This is a genomic window from Streptomyces sp. ERV7 (genome assembly GCF_001653515.1).
Lineage (GTDB): Bacteria > Actinomycetota > Actinomycetes > Streptomycetales > Streptomycetaceae > Streptomyces.
The window spans coordinates 360,057-381,784 of the sequence record NZ_LYOY01000051.1 but is presented as its reverse complement, the minus strand read 5'-3'; the positions used below and the strand labels follow the sequence as shown (position 1 = coordinate 381,784).

Sequence of the window (21,728 nt, the reverse complement as noted above, 5' to 3'; positions counted from 1 at the left end):
ACGAGGTCGCACCGACAGGCCGTCCCGCCTTCCCCGACCCCGGGCCTGGCCATCACGGGGAGTGAGCTGGCAGGATCGCGCCATGCTCCAGGCCCTCCCCCGTGTCAGCCGCCGCCGTGCCCTTCAGGGGGCGGTCGCCGCCCTGGTGGTGTTCGGGCTGCTGCTGTGGTGGCTGCTGTCTCTGGGGGCCTCGCGGCCGTCGGGGACGATCACGTTCAGTACGGGTGTGCGGACCGGGGTGTACCAGCGCTACGGCGAGCTGCTGGAGCGGGCGCTGGCCGACGATCTGCCCGAAGTGGACGTCCGCCTCCAGACGAGCGAGGGCTCGCAGCAGAACCTGAAGCGGGTGGCCACCGGCCAGGCGGACTTCACCATCGCGACCGCCGACGCGGTGGCCAAGTACCTCCGCGACGGCTCCGCCGGCGCCGGACACCTGCGCGGCTGCGCCCGCCTCTACGACGACTACGTACAGCTGGTCGTGCCCCGCGACTCGACCGTGCGCACGACGGCGGACCTGCGCTCCAAGCGGGTCGGCATAGGCCAGCCCGGGTCGGGGGTGCGGCTGCTCGCGGAGCGGCTGATGACCGCCGCCAAGGTGGATCCGGCCCAGGACATCACTCCGGTGTCGGCGGGCATCGACACCATGCCGGAGCTGCTGCGGACCGGGAAGATCGACGCGTTCTTCTGGTCGGGCGGGCTGCCCACCACGGCGGTGCTTCGGCTCTCCGAGCAGGACCAGATCCGCCTGGTGCCGCTGGGCGACCTGGTCCCCGCGCTGCACGCGAAGGACGGCCTGGCCGGTTTCTACCGGGCGGCGACCATGCCCGCGGACGCCTATCCGCAGGCGCAGCGGGGCGTCGCCGTACCGACCATCGCGGTGGCGAACCTGCTGGTCACCACGGACCGTACGGGCCGGGGCCTGACCGAGGAGTTCACTCATACGGTGATCCGCAGCCGGGACGCCATCGGCCGCGAGGTGCACGCCGCACAGCTGGTGGACCTGCGCACCGCGATCTACACCGAGCCGCTGCCGCTGCACGACGGCGCCCGCCGCTACTACCTGTCGACCAAGCCCTGACGCCGGGCGGCCGGCGCCCCTGAGCGGGGCCACGCGCGCGCTCAGCCCGTCGGCGCGGCGCGCGGCACCCTGAGCGTCACCCGCAGCCCGTGCGGCGCGTGGTGGGCGTAGGTGATGGTGCCGTCGCCCGCCGCCAGCAGGATCCGCGAGATGGACAGTCCGAGGCCGGAGCCCTTGATGTTCTGGTGCCGTCCCGAGCGCCAGAACCGGTCCCCGATCCGGCTCAGTTCGTCGTCGGTCAGGCCGGGGCCGCGGTCGGTCACAGTGATCTTGGAGTAGTCGCCCTCGGCGGCGACGGCGACCGTGACCTCCTCACCCTCCGGAGTGAACTTCAGTGCGTTGTCGATGACGGCGTCCAGGGCGCTGGAGAGCGCCACCGGGTCCGCCCAGGCGGTGACCGCGGCCCGCTGCTCGGTGAGCCGTACGCCCTTGTCCTCGGCGAGCGGACGCCAGGCCTCCACCCGCTCGCCCGCCAGCGCGCCGATGTCGGTGATCCTCAGGTCCGCCTCGGTGTGCTCGGCGAGCGCCAGGCCCAGCAGGTCGTCGAGCACCTGGGCCAGGCGCTTGCCCTCGGCGCGCACCGAGGCGATCTCCTCGTTCCCTTCGGGCAGTTCGAGCGCGAGGAGCTCGATGCGCAGCAGCAGGGCGGAGAGCGGGTTGCGCAACTGGTGGGAGGCGTCGGCGACGAAGGCGCGCTGCTGCTCCAGCACGTCCTCGACGTTGTCCGCCATCTCGTTGAACGACCGGGCCAGCCTTCTGAGTTCCGGGGGACCGCCGGCGACCGCGACCCGCGACTTCATGCGCCCGGTCGCGATGTCGTGGGTGGCCGCGTCCAGGACGCGTACGGGCCGCAGCACCCAGCTGGTGAGCCGGAAGGCCGCACCGACCGCGAGCAGCATCGCCGCGAACTCGCCCGCCGCGATCAGCAGCCAGCCGCGCAGCACCGCCGAACGCATGTGCCCGGTGGGCGAGTCGGTGACCACCACGGCGATCACATCGCCCTCGCGGACCACCGGGGAGGCCACCACGAGCCGTCCGAGCTGCCACGGCCAGACCTGCGGCGGATCGTGGCTCCTGCGGCCCGCCAGCGCCTCCTGGAAGGCGTCACCGCTCTTGCTGTCGTCCGGCACGGCCCAGCCCCTGGGGGCGCTCGCCATGGCGACGCCGTTGCGGAAGAAGACGCCCGCGCGGATCCCGTACAGCTCGTGGTAGCGGGCGAGTTCCTCCTCCAGGGTGGCCAGCCGCTCCTTGCTGCTGGTGTCCTTGTCGTCGGCGGAGGTGACGAACTGGGCGAGCGCCGCGAAGCGCGCGGTGTCGTCGATCCGGTCGACGACCACCTTCTGCTGCTGGGCGGAGGCGACGCTGATCGCGAGCGGGAAGCCCAGCGCCATCAGGACGAGGGCGAGCAGGAAGATCAGCAGCGGCAGGAGTCGCGTACGCACCGGTGGTGTCGGGCCTTACAGCGCGGCCGGGGCGACGAGCCGGTAGCCGACGCCGCGCACGGTCTCGATCAGGGCGGGCATGCGCAGCTTGGAGCGCAGGGACGCGACATGTACTTCGAGGGTGCGCCCCGTGCCCTCCCAACTGGTCCGCCACACCTCGCTGATGATCTGCTCGCGCCGGAAGACCACCCCGGGCCGCTGGGCGAGCAGCGCCAGCAGGTCGAACTCCTTGCGGGTGAGCTGGACGCTCTCGCCGTCGACGCTGACCCGGCGGGTGGGCAGCTCGATCTGGACGCGCCCCAGCCGCAGGGCGACCGCCGGGATCGCGCCGCTGTCCTCGCCCGCGGTGGTGCGGCGGCTGACCGCGTGGATGCGCGCGAGCAGCTCGCCGGTGTCGTAGGGCTTCACCACGTAGTCGTCGGCGCCGAGGTTCAGGCCGTGGATGCGCGAGCGCACGTCCGCGCGCGCGGTGACCATGATCACCGGCGTGGCGGTGCGCTTGCGGATCTTCCCGCAGACCTCGTAGCCGTCCTGGTCGGGCAGTCCGAGGTCGAGCAGGACGACCCCGAAGGACTCCTTGGGGGCGCGGTCGTCGGGCAGCAGTGCCCGCAGCGCCTCCTCGCCGTTGCGCGCGTGCACCACGGCGAAACCGTGCCTGGCGAGCACGGCGGACAGGGCCGCGGCGACGTGGTCGTCGTCCTCGACGAGCAGCAGTCTCATCGTCCCCCTTCCGTAGTCGTCGCCAGGCATGTACTCCCGCATCCACGCCCATGCCGCGGGGGCGCGTCAAGGGGGCACCCACCGGAGCGCGGCATCCGTTACTCAGCCGGTATTGCACCACGCGCCCCCTTCACGGAGAGTGCCACCCCGCTATCCGATCGTGATGCTCAATTTCCGCTCAGATGTAATGACGCTGGTCGTAGCGGCGCACTACGTTCCTCCCCAACCGAGGAAGAGCGGAGCTGGAAGCCGATGAGCGGAGTATCAGTGACCAAGGACGCCGAGGACGCGGCACCCGCGTCGGGCGACCTGGTCGTGCTGAGCAACGTCAACAAGCACTTCGGCGCGCTGCACGTGCTCCAGGACATCGATCTGACGATCGCGCGCGGCGAGGTCGTGGTCGTGATCGGACCTTCGGGTTCCGGGAAGTCCACGCTGTGCCGCACCATCAACCGCCTGGAGACCATCGACTCCGGGGCGATATCGATCGACGGGAAGCCGCTGCCGCAGGAGGGCCGCGAACTGGCCCGGCTCCGCGCCGACGTCGGCATGGTCTTCCAGTCGTTCAACCTCTTCGCGCACAAGACCGTGCTGGAGAACGTCATGCTGGGCCAGACCAAGGTCCGCAGGACGGAGAAGAAGCAGGCCGAGGAGAAGGGCCGCGCCCTTCTCGACCGGGTCGGCGTGGGCACCCAGGCCGACAAGTACCCCGCACAGCTGTCCGGCGGCCAGCAGCAGCGTGTCGCCATCGCGCGCGCGTTGGCGATGGACCCGAAGGTCATGCTCTTCGACGAGCCCACCTCCGCGCTCGACCCGGAGATGATCAACGAGGTCCTGGAGGTCATGCAGCAGCTGGCGCGCGACGGCATGACCATGGTCGTCGTCACCCATGAGATGGGCTTCGCCCGCTCCGCCGCGAACCGCGTCGTGTTCATGGCCGACGGAAAGATCGTCGAAGAGGCCACGCCCGACCAGTTCTTCAGCAACCCGCGCAGCGACCGGGCCAAGGACTTCCTGTCGAAGATCCTTCACCACTGAGGCTCCCGAGGACCCGGAGCGGCCGCCCTACCGCGGCCCGTTCCCCATCGGCGGCCACCGGCCGACGGCCCCCACATCTGAGCGATTCAAGCGATACGAGGGATGTTCACATGAAGCTCCGCCAGTCCGCCGCCTTCGCGGCGATCGCTGTGCTCGCGCTGACCGCGACCGCCTGTGGCGGCAAGTCGGGTTCCGCGGGCGACAAGCAGGCCGCCAAGCCCGGCCAGTCGGGCGCCCCGCAGCTGCCCACGTACACCGTCGCCAAGGACGTCGCCCTCGACTCCCCGACGTTCAAGGCGGCCAAGGCGCGCGGCAAGCTGATCATCGGCTCCAAGGCCGACCAGCCCTACCTCGGCTTCGAGGACCAGTCGACCAAGGAGCGCTCCGGCTTCGACGTCGAGCTGGCCAAGATGATCGCCGCCGACCTGGGCTTCACCAAGGACCAGATCCAGTGGAAGACGGTGGACTCCGGCATCCGCGAGACCGCGATCTCCAAGGGCCAGGTCGACTACTACCTCGGCACCTACACGATCAACGACAAGCGCAAGAAGCTGGTCGGCTTCGCGGGCCCGTACTACAAGGCCGGCGCCGACCTGCTGATCCGCAAGGACGAGACGGCGATCACCGACAAGACCACGGTCAAGGGCAAGAAGGTCTGCTCGATCGTCGGCTCCACCCCGCTCCAGGAGATCAAGAAGCCGGAGTACGGGGCGAAGGTCGTCGAGCTCGCCAAGTACTCCGACTGCGTGCAGCAGCTGCTGACCAAGCAGGTCGACGCGGTCACCACCGACGACTCGATCCTCAAGGGCTACGCGGCCGCCAACTCCGGCAAGCTCAGGGTCGCCGGTCACCCCTTCACCCAGGAGCCGTACGGCGTCGGCATGAACAAGGACGACAAGGCGCTGCGCGACTTCGTCAACGACGCGATCGAGAAGCACGTCAAGGACGGCACCTACAAGAAGATCTACGAGGCGACGCTGGGCCTGTCCGGCGCCGGCTACGTCGACCCGCCGGCCGTCCAGCGCTACTGATTTCCCCCCACGGGTGAGACGCCCTCTACGCGCGCGTAGAGGGCGCTCCCTGCCCGTGGGGAGGGGGGCGGGGAAGGCCATCAGCCGGGTGTGCACGACCCGTGCCCCGGTCGGCATCTCCCCCTCCGTGCGCTTGTAGCGGTTGAGGAGGGCGATGTACTCCTCGAAGAACTCGTGGAGTTCGGCGGTCGTGAGCCGGATCTCGCTACGTGAGTAGGCGAAGTCGTCGGTGGTGCTCTCACGCTGGAGCCGCTCGAAGAGTTCGACGTCGGCCGCATAGGCGTGGTGGTTGAGCTCGTCCATGACGAGCCGCATCTGCGGGGTCTGGCGGCTGCGGGGCGGAAAGCGGCGGTCGCCGGGGACGGCCCGCCACCAGCGTTGGCGGCGCGGGCTCTCACCCTCGGTCTCCTCGACGAAGCCGTACCGGGCGAGCTCGCGCAGGTGGTAGCTGGTGGCACCGGTGTTGAGGCCGAGGCCACGCGCCAGGATCGCGGAGGTGGCCGGGCCGTGGAGTGCGAGGTGCTGGAGGATCTGCTGCCGCCGCGGCTGCGCCAGCGCCTTGAGCGCGGCGAGATCCGCGATCTCGGTACCGCCGGGTTCCTGTGCCATGCGTACACACTCGCCTGTGCACAGATGCTTGTGCACTGGAGCGCCCCGGCGTCCCTGGGGTGGGGATATCCCCCGCCCGGCGCGGGGGAAGCGCGGTTTCCCCAGATCACAGGGGTCGGTGGCGGCTGGACGGAGTGGCGTGGGACCCACGTACGACAACGCCCCCGGTCGGGTGACCGGGGGCGTGTGTGGGTCTGGCGGCGAGCTGCCCGGGGGTCTCGGTCGGAGAGTCGGGCCTGGGCTTGCCTGGAGCTGGGCCGGGTCTCAGGGCCGACCCGGCCCAGCCCGGAGGCTGGAGCGGGCGGGGTCTCAGTACTCAGGTCTCAGGACTCACCCAACCCCAGGATTGGGGTCGGGTTTGGGGCTGAGGCTGGGGCTGGGCCGCCCGATCGGTGCCTCTCGTGCGGCCTCAGTACGTCTCGTAGAGGTCGTCCGCGGTTTCGCCCTCGGCTTCCAGGGCCTGGCGGACGACTCTGAGGGCCATGCCTTCCGGGTAGCCCTTGCGGGCAAGCATCCCGGCGAGGCGGCGGATGCGACGGTCGCGGTCCAGGCCTCGGGTGGAGCGGAGCTTGCGGGCCACCAGCTCCCGCGCGGTCTCCTCCTCCTGGTCGGAGTCGAGCTGCCCGACGGCCTCGTCGACGACCGCCGAGTCCACGCCCTTGGTGCGGAGCTCTCTGGCGAGTGCTCGGCGGGCCAGGCCGCGTCCGTGGTGGCGGGATTCGACCCAGGCCCCCGCGAACGCCGCGTCGTTGATCAGCCCGACCTCTTCGAAGCGGGAGAGGACTTCCTCGGCGACCTCGTCGGGGATCTCACGCTTCTTGAGGGCGTCGGCCAGTTGCTTGCGGGTCCGGGGGGTCCCGGTGAGCAGGCGCAGGCAGATCGCCCGCGCCCGCTCAGCCGGATCCTGCGGCGCGGGTTCCTTCTCGGCCTTCGGCGAGTCGGCGCCGTCGCCGAATCCCTCCGGGCCGGCCCGTCGGGAGCCGGCCCGCTTCGGGCCCGGCCGCGCGGAGCGGGCCCGGTCGGGACCCGTCCCGTCCGGCTCGGCCCATTCGGTCCTGCGTGTCATGGTCTAGCTCTTGGCAGCGGCGGCCTTGGCCGTCTTGGCCTTGGTGGCCGGGGCGGGCACAGATGCCGCCTCCGCCTCCGAGGTCGCACCGGCCGCGTCCGGGCCGGGCTCGGCCTTGGGCTCCTCCGGCCGGACGCCGACGCCCAGCTTCTCCTTGATCTTCTTCTCGATCTCGTTGGCGAGGTCGGGGTTGTCCTTCAGGAAGTTGCGGGCGTTCTCCTTGCCCTGGCCGAGCTGGTCGCCCTCGTACGTGTACCAGGCGCCGGCCTTGCGGACGAAGCCGTGCTCGACGCCCATGTCGATCAGGCCGCCCTCGCGGCTGATGCCCTGGCCGTAGAGGATGTCGAACTCGGCCTGCTTGAAGGGCGGCGCGACCTTGTTCTTGACGACCTTGACGCGGGTGCGGTTGCCGACCGCGTCGGTGCCGTCCTTGAGGGTCTCGATGCGGCGGATGTCGAGGCGCACCGATGCGTAGAACTTCAGGGCGCGGCCACCGGTGGTGGTCTCCGGCGAGCCGAACATCACACCGATCTTCTCGCGGAGCTGGTTGATGAAGATCGCGGTGGTCTTGGACTGGTTCAGCGCGCTGGTGATCTTCCGGAGCGCCTGGCTCATCAGCCGGGCCTGGAGGCCCACGTGCGAGTCGCCCATCTCGCCCTCGATCTCCGCGCGCGGCACCAGGGCCGCGACGGAGTCGATGACGATCAGGTCGAGCGCGCCCGAGCGGACCAGCATGTCGACGATCTCAAGGGCCTGCTCGCCGTTGTCCGGCTGGGACAGGATCAGGTTGTCGATGTCGACGCCGAGCTTCTTCGCGTACTCGGGGTCCAGGGCGTGCTCGGCGTCGACGAAGGCGACCTGGCCGCCGGCCTTCTGCGCGTTCGCCACCGCGTGCAGGGTCAGGGTCGTCTTGCCGGAGGACTCCGGGCCGTAGACCTCCACCACGCGGCCGCGCGGCAGGCCGCCTACGCCGAGCGCCACGTCGAGCGCGGTCGACCCGGTGGGGATGACCTCGATGGGCTCGTTCGGCCGCTCGCCCAGGCGCATCACCGCGCCCTTGCCGAATTGCCGTTCAATCTGTGCGAGCGCGGCGTCCAACGCCTTCTCGCGGTCGGTTCCTGCCATGGGTTCCACCCGGTTTGCTTGAGTCGATCGCTTCACGTCAAAGACGCTAACCCCTGCCACTGACAATGGGCCCCGGAGTCCCTCCCGCCTGTGGATAACCCCACCGGAAACCCGGCGGAACCCAAGTAAACACAGGGCCGCGCTTCCATCTGAATGGATGTTCGATTTTGGTGTCAAGCGCACCACGCGGCACGGGCGGGGGTGCGGCCGGGTGGCTCCGGCCGCCGCCTCAGACGCCGTCGCCGCCCGCCGGAGCGGCCGGTTCCGCCGCCCGGTCCCGGCGCAGCGAACGCCGTATGCGCACCAGGGCGGAGTCTCCGGCCCGCTCGCGCCTGCCGTGCACGCGCGGGTCGTCCGTCACGTCGTAGCGCTTCACGTAGGCGCCCAGGAACGCCTGGAGCGTCGCCACCGCGGGGATCGCGATCAGCGCGCCGACCGCGCCCATCAGCGCGGTGCCGGCGATGACCGAGCCGAAGGCGACCGCCGGGTGGATGTCGACGGTCTTGGCGGTGAGCTTGGGCTGCAGCACGTAGTTCTCGAACTGCTGGTAGATCACCACGAACCCGAGCACCCACACCGCGTACCAGGGATCGACGGTGAAGGCGATCAGCATGGGCAGCGCGCCCGCCAGATATGTGCCGATGGTGGGGATGAACTGGGAGACCAGACCCACCCACACCGCGAGCACCGGGGCGTACGGCACGCCCAGGATCTGCAGCAGGATGTAGTGCGCGACCCCGGAGATGAGCGCCATCAGGCCGCGCGAGTAGAGGTAGCCGCCGGTCTTGTCGACCGCGATCTCCCAGGCGCGCAGCACCTCGGCCTGGCGGGCGGGAGGCAGCATGGAGCAGACCGTGCGCCGCAGCCTGGGCCCGTCGGCCGCGAAGTAGAACGAGAAGAGGAAGATCGTCAGCAGCCGGAAGAGGCCGCCCAGGACGGTGGCCGAGACGTCGAGCACACCGCTGGCGCTGTTCTGCACGTACTTCTGGAGCCAGTCCGAGTGGAGCAGGCTGTCCTGGACCTCGACCCGGGAGAGGTCGGTGTGGAAGTTCTGGTTGATCCAGCTGATCACCGAGTCGAGGTACTTCGGGAAGTGCTCGACCATGTCGACGATCTGGCCGGCCAGCATCGAGCCGAGCAGCACGATGAACCCGGCCGCCGCGATGAGCACCGCGAAGAAGACGATGAAGGTGGCGAGGCCGCGGCGCATCCCGCGTGCCGACATCCGCCCGACGGCCGGCTCCACCGCGAGGGCGAGGAAGAACGAGATCAGGATGTTGATCAGCAGCCCGATGAGCTGGTGGAAGGCCCAGCTGCCGAGCTGGAAGCAGGCGTAGAGGGCCAGCGCGAGCACCATGGCGCGCGGCAGCCATCGGGGCATGCGCACGGCGCCGCCGGTGCCGGGCACGGGCGGCGGCGGCCCGGCGGTCCCGGCGCCGGGAGCCGCGGCTCCGGGCGCGGCCGGGGCGTCGCCCGCGGCCGCTTGCGGGACCACGCCCCCGTGGACGCCGCCCGTCGCGGACAGGCGGCCTTCCTGGGGCAGGCGCCCGCCGTCCTCGGAACGCGGCTCGCCCTCGGAACGGACGTCGTCCTCGGGTCTGCGGTCGCTCCCGGCCGGGCGGTCGGCCCGGCGGTCTGTCTGGGTGTCGCTCTCGTCAGTCGGTGCCACGCAGCAAGTCTCGCCCATGCCGCCGACAGCGGGCCCTCAGCCCCGGATCGTCACCGCTTGTGCGCGGGCACGTCCATGGCGTTGCACACGGCCCGCCAGACGTCCTTGGTCTCCCAGCCCGCGTCGAGCGCCTCGTGCACGGTGCGCCCGTCGAGCTCGGCCATCACATGGTCGCGCGCGAAGGAGTCGGCGTAGGCGGCGCCGAAGTGATCGGCCATCCGCTCCCAGAAAATCGTCAACCGCATGACCCCAGTATCCCGCCCCTGAGAGTGCAGCCTCGGCCGTCCCGCTTGTCCGGGGCGCTTGGCGCCCTACGGTCGGACCATGGCCGGATCCGGAACATCACCCGCGACTGTCCGCACGCCCCGCACACCGCTCGCCCGAGCCGAGCACTTCGTCTGGCTGACGGCCCGTGTGCTGGAGCAGCGTCGGTTCGCGCACCACTTCCTCGGCGGCGGCGCCGAGGAAGTGGAGACCGCACTCGCCGCCTACCAGAACGCCGACGGGGGCTACGGGCACGCGCTGGAGCCCGATCTGCGCGGCCCCGTCAGCCAGCCCCTGCATACCGGGCACGCGCTGCGCGTGCTGGACTCCGTCGACCGTGTGAGCGGCCGGCGGACGGAGCGGATCTGCGGCTATCTGACGGCGGTCTCGACGCCGGACGGCGCGCTGCCCGCACTGCACCCGTCGGCGCGCGGCTATCCCGTGGCACCGTTCGTGCAGATCGTCGACGACCCGCCCAGCGAGCTGCTGGCCACGGGGCCTGTGGTGGGGCTGCTGCACCGCAACGAGGTGTGGCACGCATGGCTCTTCCGGGCCACGGACTTCTGCTGGGCGGCCGTCGACGCGCTGGAGAAGTCGCATCCGTACGAGATCGAGGCGGCGGTCGCCTTTCTGGACGGGGTGCCGGACCGCGCGCGTGCCGAGGCTGCGGCGGACCGGCTCGGGCGGCTGGTGCGCGAGCAGCGGCTCGCGGTGCTCGATCCGGACCGGCTCGGGGACTTTCCGGTCGCCCCCGGATACGCCGCCGCCGAGCACCACTTTCCGCACGACTACGCGCGCGTGCCGCAATCGTTGGCCCGCCGCTGGTTCACGGACGAGGAGATGGCGCGCTCGCTCGACCATCTCGCGGCCGAGCAGCGGGAGGACGGTGGCTGGCCCATCCACTGGCGGGAGTGGGCGCCGGGCACCGCTCTGGAGTGGCGGCCGATCGTGACGGTGGAGGCACTGCGGACCCTGCGGGCGTACGGCCGCGCGATCGACTGAGGCCGGGCGGCCGGAAAGCCGGCTGAGGCCAGGTGTCCGGGCGTGGAGCATCCGCCCGTCCGTACGGCGGGCGGATGCCCTCCCTCCGCACGGGGGAGAGGTCGGGGCGTGGGCCGCCCGCCCGTCCGGACGGCGGGCGGATGCCCTCCGTACGGACGGGCGAGCGCTCAGCCTCCCAGTGCCCGCACCCCGGCCGTCACCAGTACGGCGGCGGCGACGATCACCAGGAAGGGGGCGCGCAGCATCAGGGCGACGGCTGCCGCCGCGAGGCCCGCGCCTCTGGCGTCGAGCGTCAGGTGGCTGCCGCTGCTGAAGGTCTGCTGCGCGGTGAGGGCGGCCAGCAGCGCCACCGGCAGTAGCGCGGCGAGCCGTCGCACCAGGGGCCGCTCCAGCGCCCCGGCGGGGACCAGGAGGCCGAGGAGCTTGACCAGGTAGCAGCTGACGGCGGTGGCGGCGATGGCGATCCAGACGTTCAACGCCCTTCTCCCTTCACGGAGTTCCCGTCGGCCGGTGCCGACTCGGCCCGGTCCTTCGCGGTGTTCTCGCGCCCCTTCTTGGCGTCCGCGCGCCCCTTCAGGAGCAGCACGAGGGGTGCGGCGAGCGCGGCCACCAGGACCGGGGCCCCGGCGGGCAGCACCGGCAGAGCGCCCAGGAGCAGCAGTACCGCGATCCCGGCGGTGATCCGTTCCGTGGCGCTGGTGAGCATCGGCGCGAGCAACGCCAGGAAGACGGCGGGGCTCGCCGCGTCCAGCCCCCACGCGTCCGTGTCGCCGATCGCTTCCGCGCCGACGGCTCCGGCCAGGGTCGTCAGGTTCCACAGCACGTAGAGCGTGAGTCCGGTGACGGTGAAGCCGATCCGTGCGGCCCGCCGGGTGGGCTGGGGGAGGGTGACGGCGGTCGTCTCGTCGATCACCCACTGGGCGGCGAACGGCCGCACCGCGCGCGGGAGTGCGAGCAGCTGGGAAAGCCGCAGCCCGTAGAACGCGTTGCGTACGCCCAGGAAGAAGGCTCCGGCCGCCGCCGTGAACGGGTTGCCGCCCGCCGCGAGCGCGCCCACCAGGGCGAACTGCGAGGCCCCGGTGAAGACGAACAGGCTGAGCGCGCACGTCTGGAGGACCGTGAGTCCCGATCCCGCTGAGGTGACGCCGAAGGCGAAGCCGGAGAGCCCGACGGCGACGCCGACACCGAGGGCGTCCCTGACGACGGCGGAGTCCGGCTTGCGCTCACCCACGGCGGCGGAGTCCGCCCGGGCCTCGCGCGCGTGGGCCGGGTCCGGCCCGGTGCCACTCATGGGGGAGCTTGCCGGGGCCGCGCCCTCGGGGCGTATGTCTGAAAGTGCTGACTGTTCTGCTGCCACGTCCGGGACGCTACGTGGGTGGGGTTCCCGCGTTCTTGTACGTTCTTGCGCGCTCCCTGCGGTAAACGCCGGGCGTCACGCCCACGATGCGGGTGAAGTGGCGGTTGAGGTGGGGCTGGTCGCTGAAGCCGACGGCGACGGCGGCCTCAGCGGGCGCGGTCCCGGCTTCCAGGAGCCGCCGGGCCCGGCGGACGCGCTCGCCGGTGAGCCAGGTGTGCGGAGGGAGCCCGTAGGCGCCCTTGAAGGCCCGCAGCAGCGCGAACGGGCTGGTGCCGAGGCCGTGGGCGAGTTGTTCCAGGGACGGCGGGTCGGCCAGCCGCTGCTCCAGGAGGGCGCGTGCGGCAGCGGCCGTGCGGGCGCCCGCCGAGCCGGTGGTGCGCGCGGGCAGGGAGTGTCCGTGGCGGCGCAGCAGCCGGGCGACGGCGACGCGGAACACGGTGTCGGCGGCGAGCGCGTTGCCCTGTTCGGCCGCCCGGTGCACCTCGTGGATGAGCAGGGAGGTGTCCGGGTCCTCGACGATGGTCTCGGCGAATCCCGCGGTACCGCGCAGGGTGGTGACCTCGGCGGCGATGTCGGCGATCAGCTGTGACGAGGGGTAGAGCGTGGCGTACGTCCAGCCCTCGGGGACTCCGGCGCGGGCGGAGTGCGGCACCTCGGGGTTGATCATGACCACGGTGCCGGGGCGCGCCTGCAGGGTCTCGCCGGGCATGACCACGTCCTCGATGCCGCCGCGTACCGCGCCGAAGACGAAGCCCTCGTGGCTGTGCCGGGAGAAGGAGTGGCTGACGTAGCGGGCGTGGAGCAGTTCGAGGCCCGGCAGCCCCGGGTACTGCCAGTGCCGTGCCCACTCCTCGGCCGCGTTCATATCCGTATTCTCGCAGCTCCGGGCCATTGTCAGTGGGTGGGTGCACGATGGGGACCATGGCGAGGACAGCGCTGGACTCCTTCTCTCCCGCGACCAGGGGCTGGTTCACGGGGGCCTTCACCGCGCCCACTGCCGCGCAGGAGGGCGCCTGGCGGGCGATCTCCGAGGGCTCGGACGTCCTGGTGGTCGCGCCGACCGGCTCGGGCAAGACCCTCGCCGCGTTCCTGGCCGCTCTGGACGGGCTGGCCGCCGCCCCGCCGCCCGCCGAGGCGAAGAAGCGCTGCCGGGTGCTGTACGTGTCGCCGCTGAAGGCGCTGGCGGTCGACGTCGAGCGCAATCTGCGCTCACCGCTCACCGGCATCCGCCAGGAGTCGGTGCGCCTGGGACTGCCGGAGCCGGAGGTGCGGGTCGGGATCCGTTCCGGCGACACCCCGCCCGCCGAGCGCCGCGCCATGTCGACCCGGCCGCCGGACATTCTGATCACCACGCCCGAGTCGCTGTTCCTGATGCTCACGTCCTCCGCGCGCGAGGCGCTGGCGGGCGTGGAGACGGTGATCCTGGACGAGGTGCACGCGGTGGCGGGCACCAAGCGCGGCGCCCATCTCACCCTGTCCCTGGAGCGGTTGGACGAGCTCTTGGCCAGGCCGGCCCGCCGGATCGGCCTTTCGGCGACCGTCCGTCCGGTGGACGAGGTGGCCCGGTTCCTGTCGCCGCAGCGCAAGGTGGAGATCGTCCAGCCGCGCTCCACCAAGGAGTTCGACCTGTCGGTGGTCGTTCCGGTGGAGGATCTGGGAGAGCTGGGTGGCGCACCGGCGGCCGACGCCGCCGAGGGCGCGGAGAAGCCGTCGATCTGGCCGCATGTCGAGGAGCGCATCGTCGACCTGGTGCAGGCGCACCGCTCGACGATCGTCTTCGCCAACTCCCGCCGGCTCGCGGAGCGGCTGTGCAACCGGCTCAACGAGATCGCGTACGAGCGTGCCGCGGCGGCCGCGCTGGAGGCGGGCGAGTCGTCCGCGCCGCTGGCGGAGGCCCATTCCCCGGCCGAGGTCATGGCCCAGTCGGGGGCGGCCAAGGGCGCGCCGCCGGTCCTCGCGCGCGCCCATCACGGCTCGGTCTCCAAGGAGCAGCGCGCCTTGGTCGAGGAGGATCTGAAGGCGGGCCGGCTGCCCGCCGTGGTCGCCACGTCCAGTCTTGAACTGGGCATCGACATGGGCGCGGTGGACCTGGTCGTGCAGGTCGAGTCGCCGCCCTCGGTCGCCTCGGGCCTCCAGCGGGTGGGCCGCGCGGGTCACCAGGTGGGCGCGGTCTCCACGGGCGTGGTCTTCCCGAAGTACCGGGGCGATCTGGTCCAGTCGGCGGTGGTCACCGAGCGGATGCGTTCAGGAGCCATCGAGTCGCTGCGGATCCCGTCCAATCCGCTGGACGTGCTGGCGCAGCAGCTGGTCGCCATGACGGCCCTGGACAGCTGGCAGGCGGACGATCTGCTGGCTCTGGTCCGTCGGGCGGCGCCGTTCGCGGCGCTGCCGGAGTCGGCGTTCACGGCCGTCCTGGACATGCTGGCGGGCCGCTATCCGTCGGACGCCTTCGCGGAGCTGCGCCCGCGCGTGGTGTGGGACCGCGTGGCGGGTACGGTCACGGGCCGCCCCGGCGCGCAGCGCCTCGCGGTGACGTCCGGCGGCACCATCCCGGACCGCGGCCTCTTCGGGGTGTTCCTGGCGGGCTCCGACCCCAAGAAGGGCGGCGGCCGCGTAGGAGAGCTCGACGAGGAGATGGTCTACGAGTCGCGCGTCGGCGATGTGTTCACGCTGGGCACCACGTCCTGGCGGATCGAGGACATCACCCGTGACCGCGTGCTGGTCTCCCCCGCCCCCGGCGTGCCGGGCAGGCTGCCCTTCTGGAAGGGCGACCAGCTGGGCCGCCCGCTCGAACTGGGGCGCGCGCTGGGCGCGTTCCTGCGCGAGGTCGGCTCCCTCAGCCCCGAGGACGCGCGGCTGCGGCTGCTGAGCGCGGGCCTGGACGCCTGGGCGGCCGACAACGTCCTGGCCTACCTCGACGAACAGCGCCGCGCCTGCGGCCATGTGCCCGACGACCGCACCATCCTCGTCGAGCGGTTCCGCGACGAGCTGGGCGACTGGCGGGTCGTCATCCACTCCCCCTTCGGGGCCCAGGTGCACGCGCCCTGGGCGCTGGCGCTCGGCGCCCGCCTGGCCGAGCGGTACGGGATGGACGCCCAGGTCATGCACGCGGACGACGGCATCGTGCTGCGGCTGCCCGACGCCGACCTGATGGGCCTGGACCTCCTCGACCAGGACCCCGGCCACCTGGACTCGACGTACGACAGTGAGCAGGCCCCGGTCGGCGCCGCGGACGCCGTCTTCGACAAGGGCGAGGTCGAGCAGATCGTCACCGAGCAGGTGGGCGGCTCCGCGCTGTTCGCCGCCCGCTTCCGGGAGTGCGCCGCGCGCGCGTTGCTGCTGCCCCGGCGCAACCCCGGCAAGCGCACCCCGCTGTGGCAGCAGCGCCAGCGTGCGGCCCAACTGCTCCAGGTGGCGAGCGAGTTCGGCTCGTTCCCGATCGTCCTGGAGGCCGTCCGCGAGTGCCTCCAGGACGTCTTCGACGTACCCGGGCTGACCGAGCTGATGGGCGACCTGGAGGCGCGCCGGGTGCGAATGGTCGAGGTGACCACGCCCGAGCCGTCGCCCTTCGCGCGCTCGCTGCTCTTCGGCTATGTCGCCCAGTTCCTGTACGAGGGCGACTCGCCGCTGGCCGAGCGGCGGGCCGCCGCCCTCTCGCTCGACTCCCGGCTGCTGGCCGAGTTGCTCGGCCAGGCCGAGCTGCGCGAGCTCCTGGACGCGGACGTCCTCACCGAGCTTGAGCAGGAGCTCCAGTGGCTCACCGAGGACCGCCGGATCAAGGACATGGAGGGCGTCGCCGACCTGCTGCGGGTCCTGGGGCCGCTGACCGACGACGAACTGGTCGCGCGCGGCGCCGAGGCGCAGTGGCCGCAGGAGCTCGCGTCCGCCCGCCGCGCCATCCGGGTCCGGGTCGGCGGCGCCGAGCACTGGGCGGCGATCGAGGACGCGGGCCGGCTGCGCGACGCGCTGGGCACGGCGCTTCCGGTGGGTGTGCCCGAAGCGTTCATGGAGCCGGTCAAGGACCCCCTCGGCGACCTACTGTCGCGGTACGCGCGCACGCACGGGCCGTTCACCTCGGCCACCGCGGCCGCCCGGTTCGGCCTCGGCACGGCCGTCACCGAAGGCGCGCTGCAACGGCTGGCGGCGAGCGGGCGGGTGGTGCAGGGCGAGTTCCACCCGGCGGGGCTCGGACAGGAGTGGTGCGACGCGACGGTGCTGCGCAGGCTGCGCCGCCGTTCGCTGGCGGCGCTGCGCCACGAGCTCGAACCGGTACCGCCCGCGGCGCTGGCCACCTTCCTGCCGCAGTGGCAGCACCTGGGGAGCAGCAGCCTGCGCGGCATCGACGGCCTGGCCAGGGCCGTCGAGCAGTTGCAGGGCGCCGCCGTGCCCGCGTCCGCGCTGGAGAAGCTGGTGCTGCCGTCCCGGGTCTCCGACTACGGACCGGGGCTGCTCGACGAGCTCACCACCACCGGCGAGGTCCTGTGGGCGGGGGCGGGCGCGCTGCCGGGCAAGGACGGCTGGGTCTCCCTGTTCCTGGCGGACGCGGCGCCCCTGCTGCTGCCACCGCCGCACCCCCTGGAGCTGACCGCGCTGCACGAGTCGGTGCTGACCGCGCTCGCCCCCGGGTACGGGCTGTTCTTCCGCCAGATCGCCGACCAGGTCCGCTCCACCACGCATCCGGAGGCGACCGACCCCCAACTGGCCGACGCCGTATGGGACCTGGCGTGGTCGGGGCGGCTCACCAACGACACGCTCGCGCCGTTGCGGGCGCTGCTCGGGTCGGGCCGTACCGCCGGGTCCACGGCGCACCGGGCCAAGCGGACCGTTCCACGCGGGCGTTACGGGACGCTCACGGCGGCGGCGCGGCCCGCGTCGCGCACCGGGCCGCCGACGGTGTCGGGGCGCTGGTCCCTGCTGCCCGGCCGCGAGCCGGACCCCACGCACCGGGCGCATGCCCTGGCCCGGACGCTCCTCGACCGCCATGGCGTGGTGACCCGGGGCGCGGTCGCGGCCGAGGGGGTCGAGGGCGGCTTCTCGGCTACGTACCGGATCCTGGCGGCGTTCGAGGACAGCGGCCAGGCGCGGCGGGGCTATGTCGTCGAGGGGCTGGGTGCGGCCCAGTTCGCGATGGACGGGGCGGTGGACCGGCTGCGGGCGGCGGCCACCGCGCGCGACCGTGCGGAGGCGCGGCCGGCGCCGCGTGGTGTGGTGCTGGCGGCCGCGGATCCGGCCAACGCGTACGGGGCGGCGCTTCCCTGGCCCGAGCCGCCGACGGGGGCCGGCCACAAGCCGGGCCGCAAGGCCGGGTCGATGGTGGTCCTGGTCGACGGTGAGCTCGCGCTCTACATGGAGCGCGGTGGCAAGTCGCTGCTGGTCTGGCCGGCCGAGCCCGACGATCCGGCGCTGCTGGCGGCGGTGGAGGCGCTGGCGGGAGCGGCGCTGGCGGGGCGGCTGGGGACGGTGACTGTGGAGCGGGTCAACGGCGAGGCGGCGCTCACCGCGCCGCTCGCCCGGACGCTGGAGTCGGCGGGGTTCGTGGCGACGCCGCGGGGGTTGCGGCTGCGACCTTGAGCCCCACCCCGCCCCTTTCCCTAAACCGGGTTGGGTGGGTGGGTTGGCCACCGGGGCTCCGCCCGTGACCCCGGCTGGGGCTCCGCCCCGAACCCCGCTCCTCAAACGCCGGAAAGGCTGGAGAGCGCGCAACCGCCGGAGGGGCAGAACCACTGCCGCCCGAGGGGCTGGAAGTACCTGGGGCCGGAGGTGCATAAGGAGCGCGGGGAACTGCGCGAGCAACCGCCACCCACCCGCAGGCAAAGATCACGCGCTCCCGGAGGGACTTCGCGGGGAGCTACGCGACCAGCCCCCACCGACCCGCAGACAAAGGCCCGCCCCCCGAAGAACCTCGCGGCACAATGGCCCCATGCCCGAAGGAGACACCGTCTGGCAGGCTGCCCGGCGGCTCGATGCCGCTCTCGGCGGATGTGAGCTGACCCGGTCCGACCTGCGCGTGCCCCGGCTCGCGACCGTCGACCTGACGGGGCGGACCGTGCTGGACGTCACCCCGCGCGGCAAGCATCTGCTCACCCGGATCGAGGGCGGCCTCACCCTCCACTCTCATCTGCGCATGGAGGGGTCCTGGCGGATCTTCGCGCCCGGGGAACGCTGGCGGGGCGGCCGGAGCGACCAGATCCGGGCGATCCTGGGCACGGCGGAACGTACGGCTGTCGGATACCGGCTGGCCGTACTCGAACTGCTCCGCACCCGCGACGAGCACCGTGTCGTCGGCCACCTCGGCCCCGATCTGCTCGGACCCGGCTGGGACCCCGAGCTGGCCCTGCGCAACCTGCTCCAGGACCCCGCCCGCCCCCTCGGCGAGGCACTGCTCGACCAGCGCAATCTCGCGGGGGTCGGCAATATCTACAAGTCCGAGATCTGCTTCGCCGTCCGGGCCGTACCGTGGCTGCCCGTCGGCGAGCTCACCGACCCCGCGCGCGTCGTCGTCGCCGCCAAGAAGCTTCTGGAGGCGAATCGGGAGCGCACGTCCCGGAAGGTGTATGTGTACGGGCGCAGCGGGCAGCCCTGCCCCCGCTGCGGAACCGGGCTGCGCAGCACCACCCTGCGCGACCCGGCCGGCAGCGAGCGCCCCACCTACTGGTGCCCGCATTGCCAGCCCAACCCTCCGGCGCACGGCCACTCCGGGCAGCACACCAACTGACCCGGCAGACCACCGACCGCCCCAGCAGCACACCAACCGACTCATCGAACGAACCAGCAACCGCCCCATCGAACCACCGGTCGGCGCATCGAAGTACCGACCGGCCCATCGAACCACCGGCTGGCCCAGCACACACCCGACAACCCAACCCGGACGACCACCCCCCTCCGCCATCCAGCCGACCCCGCAGGACAGTTGACGTTCCGTCAGGTCCCGCCGTACCGTCCCCGCATGCCCCTCTCGGCGTACGACCTCACCGATCGCACCGCCTTCGTGACCGGGGCCGCCGGCGGGATCGGGCGGGCCAGTGCCGTGCTGCTCGCCGAAGCGGGCGCGGTCGTGCACTGCGCCGACCTCGACGACCAGGGCCTCCAGGGCACCCGCGAGCTGATCGCCAAGGCCGGGGGTACCGCGTACACCCACGTGCTCGACGTGACCGATCGCACCCGGCTGCGCGCGGCCGTCCGGGCCGCGGGGCGGGTCGACGTGCTGGCCGCCGTCGCCGGGATCATGCACTCCAGCAGCGTCCTCGACACCGAGGACGCCGACCTCGACCGCGTCCTCGCGGTGAACTTCAAAGGCGTGCTGCACTCCTGCCAGGAGGCGGCCCGCGTCATGATCGAGAACGGTACGCCGGGCAGCATCATCACCATGGCCTCCGGAGCCGTCGACTCCGCGGGGCCAGGACTCTTCTGCTACAGCACCTCGAAGGCGGCTGTCGTCCAGCTGACCAAGACCCTCGCCACGGAGCTCGGCCCGCACTCCATCCGCGTCAACGCCGTCGCACCCGGCTGGGTCCGCACACCGATGACCGAGCGGCACTCGGCCGATCAGCAGCGGCAGATCGAGTCGACGATGGTCCGGCTCTCCCCGCTCGGGCGGGTCGGCGAGCCCGAGGACATCGCACACACCGTGCTCTATCTCGCCTCGGACGCGTCCTCGTTCACGACGGGCCAGATCCTGCGTCCGAACGGCGGCGTCGCGATGCCCTGGTAACCGTGGGCGCGACATGCACCGGCAGCAGGCTCAGCCCCCAGCCGCCCGCCGCCACCGCGCCCTCGAAAACTCCGGCCTCGTCGGGCGCCGTCAGCAGGCGAAGCACCGCCCACCACCACAGCGCCCCCACCACAAGCGCCGGCACCCATCGCACCGCCACTGCCATGGCCGCCTCCTCGGGCCGACGCTAGACCGCTCCCCCAGTTCACCGGGAGGGCGCACCGGATGCAGTCCCAGCGCGCGCACCACCCCACGCGCCCCGCAAGCGCCTCAGACCACTACAACCCAGGCCCCAGCAAAGACCCCGGCAACGAAGACCGCGACGAATGCAGACCACAGCGAATGCGGACCGCGACAAACTCAGACCGCGACGACGCCCGCCGCCGAACCTCAGGCCACCCCACCCCAGCCCGCAAAACCTGAGCCCACAGGCACGTACCCTCAGCCCATCTCCGCCTGGAACATCCACGCATGCTTCTCCAGGTCCGCCGTCAGCCCGATGAGTACGTCCTGGCTGACCGCGTCCGGATCGCCGGTGGAATCGATCCGCTCGCGCATCCTCGTGACCACCGCGCCCAGCGCGTCGACCAGGATCCGTACCGCGTCACCGTCCTTGATCCAGCCGGTGGGCACCTTGCCGATCGCGCTCTCCGCCGCCACGGTCGCCGCCCGGCCGTCCGGGGTGACCCCGAGCGCCGCGGCCCGTTCGGCCACTGTGTCGGAGTGCAGCCTGGCCGTGTCGACGACCTCGTCGAGCTGGAGGTGGACGGACCGGAAGCGCGGCCCGACGACGTTCCAGTGCACCTGCTTGGCGACCAGCGCCAGGTCCACGAGGTCGACGAGAGCGCCCTGCAACGCCTCGCCCACCACCTTCAGGTCGGCCTCGGGCAGTGAGCTCTTCACGACAGACATGCATGCACTCCGTTCGGTCTGCGCCGGGTCCGGTGTACACCGGCCGGCTCCCCGCGTTCACCCCCCACCCTTACACAGAAGCCCCAAATGGGGCATTCCAGGCGTCTTGGGGGGGGCCTCAGGGACCTCAGGGATCTCAGACCTCGGGGATCTCCAGCGCATCGCAGGGCATCGCAGGGGATCCCAGGGCAAAGAGAAGCCCCGGCCGGTCAACAGACCGGCCGGGGCCACCCACAGACAGAGCCCGACAGTGTCAGGCCGCGACGACGTCCACCGCTTCCGCGGGCGCCTTGATCGTCACTCGCTCGGTCGGGACGCCGGTCACCGACGTCACGGAGATCGAATTGAGCATCGGACGTACCGGTGCAGGCACCGGATCGCTCGCCGCCGCCGAGGCAGCGAGCTCGGCAAGTGCCAGCTCGTCGCTCACTTCCCGCATGAGCTCGGACATCCGTACGTCAAGCGCGTCGCAGATGGCGGAGAGCAGCTCGGAGGAAGCCTCCTTCTGCCCCCGCTCCACCTCGGAGAGATAGCCGAGTGAGACTCGGGCGGACGAGGAGACTTCGCGCAGAGTACGGCCCTGGCGCTGGCGCTGCCGACGCAGCACGTCACCCAGCAGGCGACGGAGCAGAATCATCGGTGGCTCCCTCCTCGGACCGCGTAGCCGCATCCTTCACGCCCCACCGTACCGCCTCGCGCTGCGG

At 72.1% G+C, this 21,728-nt stretch carries 19 protein-coding genes and 1 pseudogene; 7 read left to right on the top strand and 13 right to left on the bottom strand.

Features of this window, described 5'->3' with window-relative positions; all coding sequences use genetic code 11:
• The first annotated feature begins 82 nt into the window (after positions 1-82).
• A complete protein-coding gene (locus A8W25_RS24590) occupies positions 83-1,078 on the top strand; it encodes a TAXI family TRAP transporter solute-binding subunit (RefSeq protein ID WP_067165072.1) in 996 nt (331 codons plus the stop codon).
• A gap of 41 nt (positions 1,079-1,119) precedes the next feature.
• Here the strand turns inward: A8W25_RS24590 and A8W25_RS24585 are convergent, their stop codons facing one another.
• Together A8W25_RS24585 and A8W25_RS24580 are read right to left on the bottom strand one after the other, a co-directional pair.
• On the bottom strand, positions 1,120-2,520 hold the full coding sequence (locus tag A8W25_RS24585) for a sensor histidine kinase (protein ID WP_067165070.1): 1,401 nt from the start codon (positions 2,518-2,520) through the stop codon (positions 1,120-1,122).
• A 15-nt stretch (positions 2,521-2,535) separates the two neighbouring features.
• Positions 2,536-3,240: a response regulator transcription factor gene (locus A8W25_RS24580; protein WP_067165067.1), complete on the bottom strand. Its 705-nt coding sequence runs from the start codon at positions 3,238-3,240 to the stop codon at positions 2,536-2,538.
• A 252-nt stretch (positions 3,241-3,492) separates the two neighbouring features.
• Between A8W25_RS24580 and A8W25_RS24575 the strand changes: the two genes are divergently transcribed.
• Positions 3,493-4,278, top strand: a complete 786-nt coding sequence (locus tag A8W25_RS24575; RefSeq protein WP_067165065.1) for an amino acid ABC transporter ATP-binding protein — start codon at positions 3,493-3,495, stop codon at positions 4,276-4,278.
• Positions 4,279-4,388: 110 nt separating this feature from the next.
• On the top strand, positions 4,389-5,309 hold the full coding sequence (locus tag A8W25_RS24570) for a glutamate ABC transporter substrate-binding protein (protein WP_067165063.1): 921 nt from the start codon (positions 4,389-4,391) through the stop codon (positions 5,307-5,309).
• A 390-nt stretch (positions 5,310-5,699) separates the two neighbouring features.
• Here A8W25_RS24570 and A8W25_RS35105 read toward each other — a convergent pair.
• From A8W25_RS35105 to A8W25_RS24550, 5 genes and pseudogenes are all read right to left on the bottom strand, one after another.
• A pseudogene (locus tag A8W25_RS35105) lies at positions 5,700-5,918 on the bottom strand (winged helix-turn-helix domain-containing protein); the annotation flags it as partial.
• A 409-nt stretch (positions 5,919-6,327) separates the two neighbouring features.
• Positions 6,328-6,984, bottom strand: a complete 657-nt coding sequence (gene recX, locus A8W25_RS24565) for a recombination regulator RecX (protein ID WP_067165060.1) — start codon at positions 6,982-6,984, stop codon at positions 6,328-6,330.
• Between the two features lie 3 nt (positions 6,985-6,987).
• Positions 6,988-8,109 carry a recombinase RecA gene (recA, locus tag A8W25_RS24560; RefSeq protein WP_067165057.1) on the bottom strand — a complete coding sequence of 374 codons (1,122 nt, stop codon included), beginning with the start codon at positions 8,107-8,109 and terminating at the stop codon, positions 6,988-6,990.
• A gap of 229 nt (positions 8,110-8,338) precedes the next feature.
• Positions 8,339-9,490: an AI-2E family transporter gene (locus tag A8W25_RS24555; protein WP_067167133.1), complete on the bottom strand. Its 1,152-nt coding sequence runs from the start codon at positions 9,488-9,490 to the stop codon at positions 8,339-8,341.
• 338 nt (positions 9,491-9,828) lie between these two features.
• Positions 9,829-10,023: a DUF3046 domain-containing protein gene (locus tag A8W25_RS24550; protein WP_067165055.1), complete on the bottom strand. Its 195-nt coding sequence runs from the start codon at positions 10,021-10,023 to the stop codon at positions 9,829-9,831.
• Positions 10,024-10,102: 79 nt separating this feature from the next.
• Between A8W25_RS24550 and A8W25_RS24545 the strand changes: the two genes are divergently transcribed.
• Complete coding sequence (locus A8W25_RS24545; RefSeq protein WP_067165052.1) at positions 10,103-11,044, top strand: hypothetical protein; 942 nt, start codon at positions 10,103-10,105, stop codon at positions 11,042-11,044.
• 167 nt (positions 11,045-11,211) lie between these two features.
• Here the strand turns inward: A8W25_RS24545 and A8W25_RS24540 are convergent, their stop codons facing one another.
• The 3 genes from A8W25_RS24540 to A8W25_RS24530 form a co-directional block, all read right to left on the bottom strand.
• A complete protein-coding gene (locus A8W25_RS24540; protein WP_067165049.1) occupies positions 11,212-11,520 on the bottom strand; it encodes an AzlD domain-containing protein in 309 nt (102 codons plus the stop codon).
• The gene (locus tag A8W25_RS24535) at positions 11,517-12,335 is read right to left on the bottom strand and encodes an AzlC family ABC transporter permease (protein WP_079126350.1); all 819 of its coding nucleotides are present in this window, start codon (positions 12,333-12,335) and stop codon (positions 11,517-11,519) included. The genes A8W25_RS24540 and A8W25_RS24535 overlap by 4 nt, the downstream gene beginning before the upstream one ends.
• 76 nt (positions 12,336-12,411) lie before the next feature.
• Entirely contained in the window at positions 12,412-13,266 is an 855-nt protein-coding gene (locus A8W25_RS24530) for an AraC family transcriptional regulator (RefSeq protein ID WP_067165046.1), read from the bottom strand.
• A 56-nt stretch (positions 13,267-13,322) separates the two neighbouring features.
• Between A8W25_RS24530 and A8W25_RS24525 the strand changes: the two genes are divergently transcribed.
• The 3 genes from A8W25_RS24525 (at position 13,323) to A8W25_RS24515 (ending at position 20,112) form a co-directional block, all read left to right on the top strand.
• A complete protein-coding gene (locus A8W25_RS24525) occupies positions 13,323-17,972 on the top strand; it encodes an ATP-dependent helicase (protein ID WP_067165044.1) in 4,650 nt (1,549 codons plus the stop codon).
• Positions 17,973-18,321: 349 nt separating this feature from the next.
• Positions 18,322-19,116, top strand: coding sequence for an Fpg/Nei family DNA glycosylase (locus A8W25_RS24520; protein ID WP_067165041.1), 795 nt, complete (start codon positions 18,322-18,324; stop codon positions 19,114-19,116).
• Between the two features lie 231 nt (positions 19,117-19,347).
• Entirely contained in the window at positions 19,348-20,112 is a 765-nt protein-coding gene (locus A8W25_RS24515) for an SDR family NAD(P)-dependent oxidoreductase (RefSeq protein WP_067165039.1), read from the top strand.
• On the opposite strand, the gene A8W25_RS35100 is transcribed toward A8W25_RS24515, so the two are convergent.
• From A8W25_RS35100 to A8W25_RS24505, 3 genes are all read right to left on the bottom strand, one after another.
• Positions 20,060-20,272 (bottom strand): hypothetical protein, encoded by a 213-nt coding sequence (locus tag A8W25_RS35100; RefSeq protein ID WP_107470819.1) that lies wholly within the window; start codon positions 20,270-20,272, stop codon positions 20,060-20,062. The two genes, A8W25_RS24515 and A8W25_RS35100, sit on opposite strands and share 53 nt — an antisense overlap.
• 281 nt (positions 20,273-20,553) lie before the next feature.
• Positions 20,554-21,024, bottom strand: a complete 471-nt coding sequence (locus A8W25_RS24510; RefSeq protein ID WP_067165036.1) for a Dps family protein — start codon at positions 21,022-21,024, stop codon at positions 20,554-20,556.
• A 253-nt stretch (positions 21,025-21,277) separates the two neighbouring features.
• Positions 21,278-21,661, bottom strand: coding sequence for a helix-turn-helix domain-containing protein (locus tag A8W25_RS24505; RefSeq protein WP_067165033.1), 384 nt, complete (start codon positions 21,659-21,661; stop codon positions 21,278-21,280).
• Positions 21,662-21,728: the final 67 nt, after the last annotated feature.

Excerpts from the sequence above, each read along its gene's own strand:
- A8W25_RS24590 (WP_067165072.1), top strand. The coding sequence starts at position 83 with ATGCTCCAGGCCCTCCCCCGTGTCAGCCGCCGCCGTGCCCTTCAGGGG.
- A8W25_RS24580 (WP_067165067.1), bottom strand. The coding sequence starts at position 3,240 with ATGAGACTGCTGCTCGTCGAGGACGACGACCACGTCGCCGCGGCCCTG.
- A8W25_RS24575 (WP_067165065.1), top strand. The coding sequence starts at position 3,493 with ATGAGCGGAGTATCAGTGACCAAGGACGCCGAGGACGCGGCACCCGCG.
- A8W25_RS24570 (WP_067165063.1), top strand. The coding sequence starts at position 4,389 with ATGAAGCTCCGCCAGTCCGCCGCCTTCGCGGCGATCGCTGTGCTCGCG.
- recX (WP_067165060.1), bottom strand. The coding sequence starts at position 6,984 with ATGACACGCAGGACCGAATGGGCCGAGCCGGACGGGACGGGTCCCGAC.
- recA (WP_067165057.1), bottom strand. The coding sequence starts at position 8,109 with ATGGCAGGAACCGACCGCGAGAAGGCGTTGGACGCCGCGCTCGCACAG.
- A8W25_RS24555 (WP_067167133.1), bottom strand. The coding sequence starts at position 9,490 with ATGCCCCGATGGCTGCCGCGCGCCATGGTGCTCGCGCTGGCCCTCTAC.
- A8W25_RS24550 (WP_067165055.1), bottom strand. The coding sequence starts at position 10,023 with ATGCGGTTGACGATTTTCTGGGAGCGGATGGCCGATCACTTCGGCGCC.
- A8W25_RS24545 (WP_067165052.1), top strand. The coding sequence starts at position 10,103 with ATGGCCGGATCCGGAACATCACCCGCGACTGTCCGCACGCCCCGCACA.
- A8W25_RS24535 (WP_079126350.1), bottom strand. The coding sequence starts at position 12,335 with ATGAGTGGCACCGGGCCGGACCCGGCCCACGCGCGCGAGGCCCGGGCG.
- A8W25_RS24530 (WP_067165046.1), bottom strand. The coding sequence starts at position 13,266 with ATGAACGCGGCCGAGGAGTGGGCACGGCACTGGCAGTACCCGGGGCTG.
- A8W25_RS24525 (WP_067165044.1), top strand. The coding sequence starts at position 13,323 with ATGGCGAGGACAGCGCTGGACTCCTTCTCTCCCGCGACCAGGGGCTGG.
- A8W25_RS24520 (WP_067165041.1), top strand. The coding sequence starts at position 18,322 with ATGCCCGAAGGAGACACCGTCTGGCAGGCTGCCCGGCGGCTCGATGCC.
- A8W25_RS24515 (WP_067165039.1), top strand. The coding sequence starts at position 19,348 with ATGCCCCTCTCGGCGTACGACCTCACCGATCGCACCGCCTTCGTGACC.
- A8W25_RS24510 (WP_067165036.1), bottom strand. The coding sequence starts at position 21,024 with ATGTCTGTCGTGAAGAGCTCACTGCCCGAGGCCGACCTGAAGGTGGTG.
- A8W25_RS24505 (WP_067165033.1), bottom strand. The coding sequence starts at position 21,661 with ATGATTCTGCTCCGTCGCCTGCTGGGTGACGTGCTGCGTCGGCAGCGC.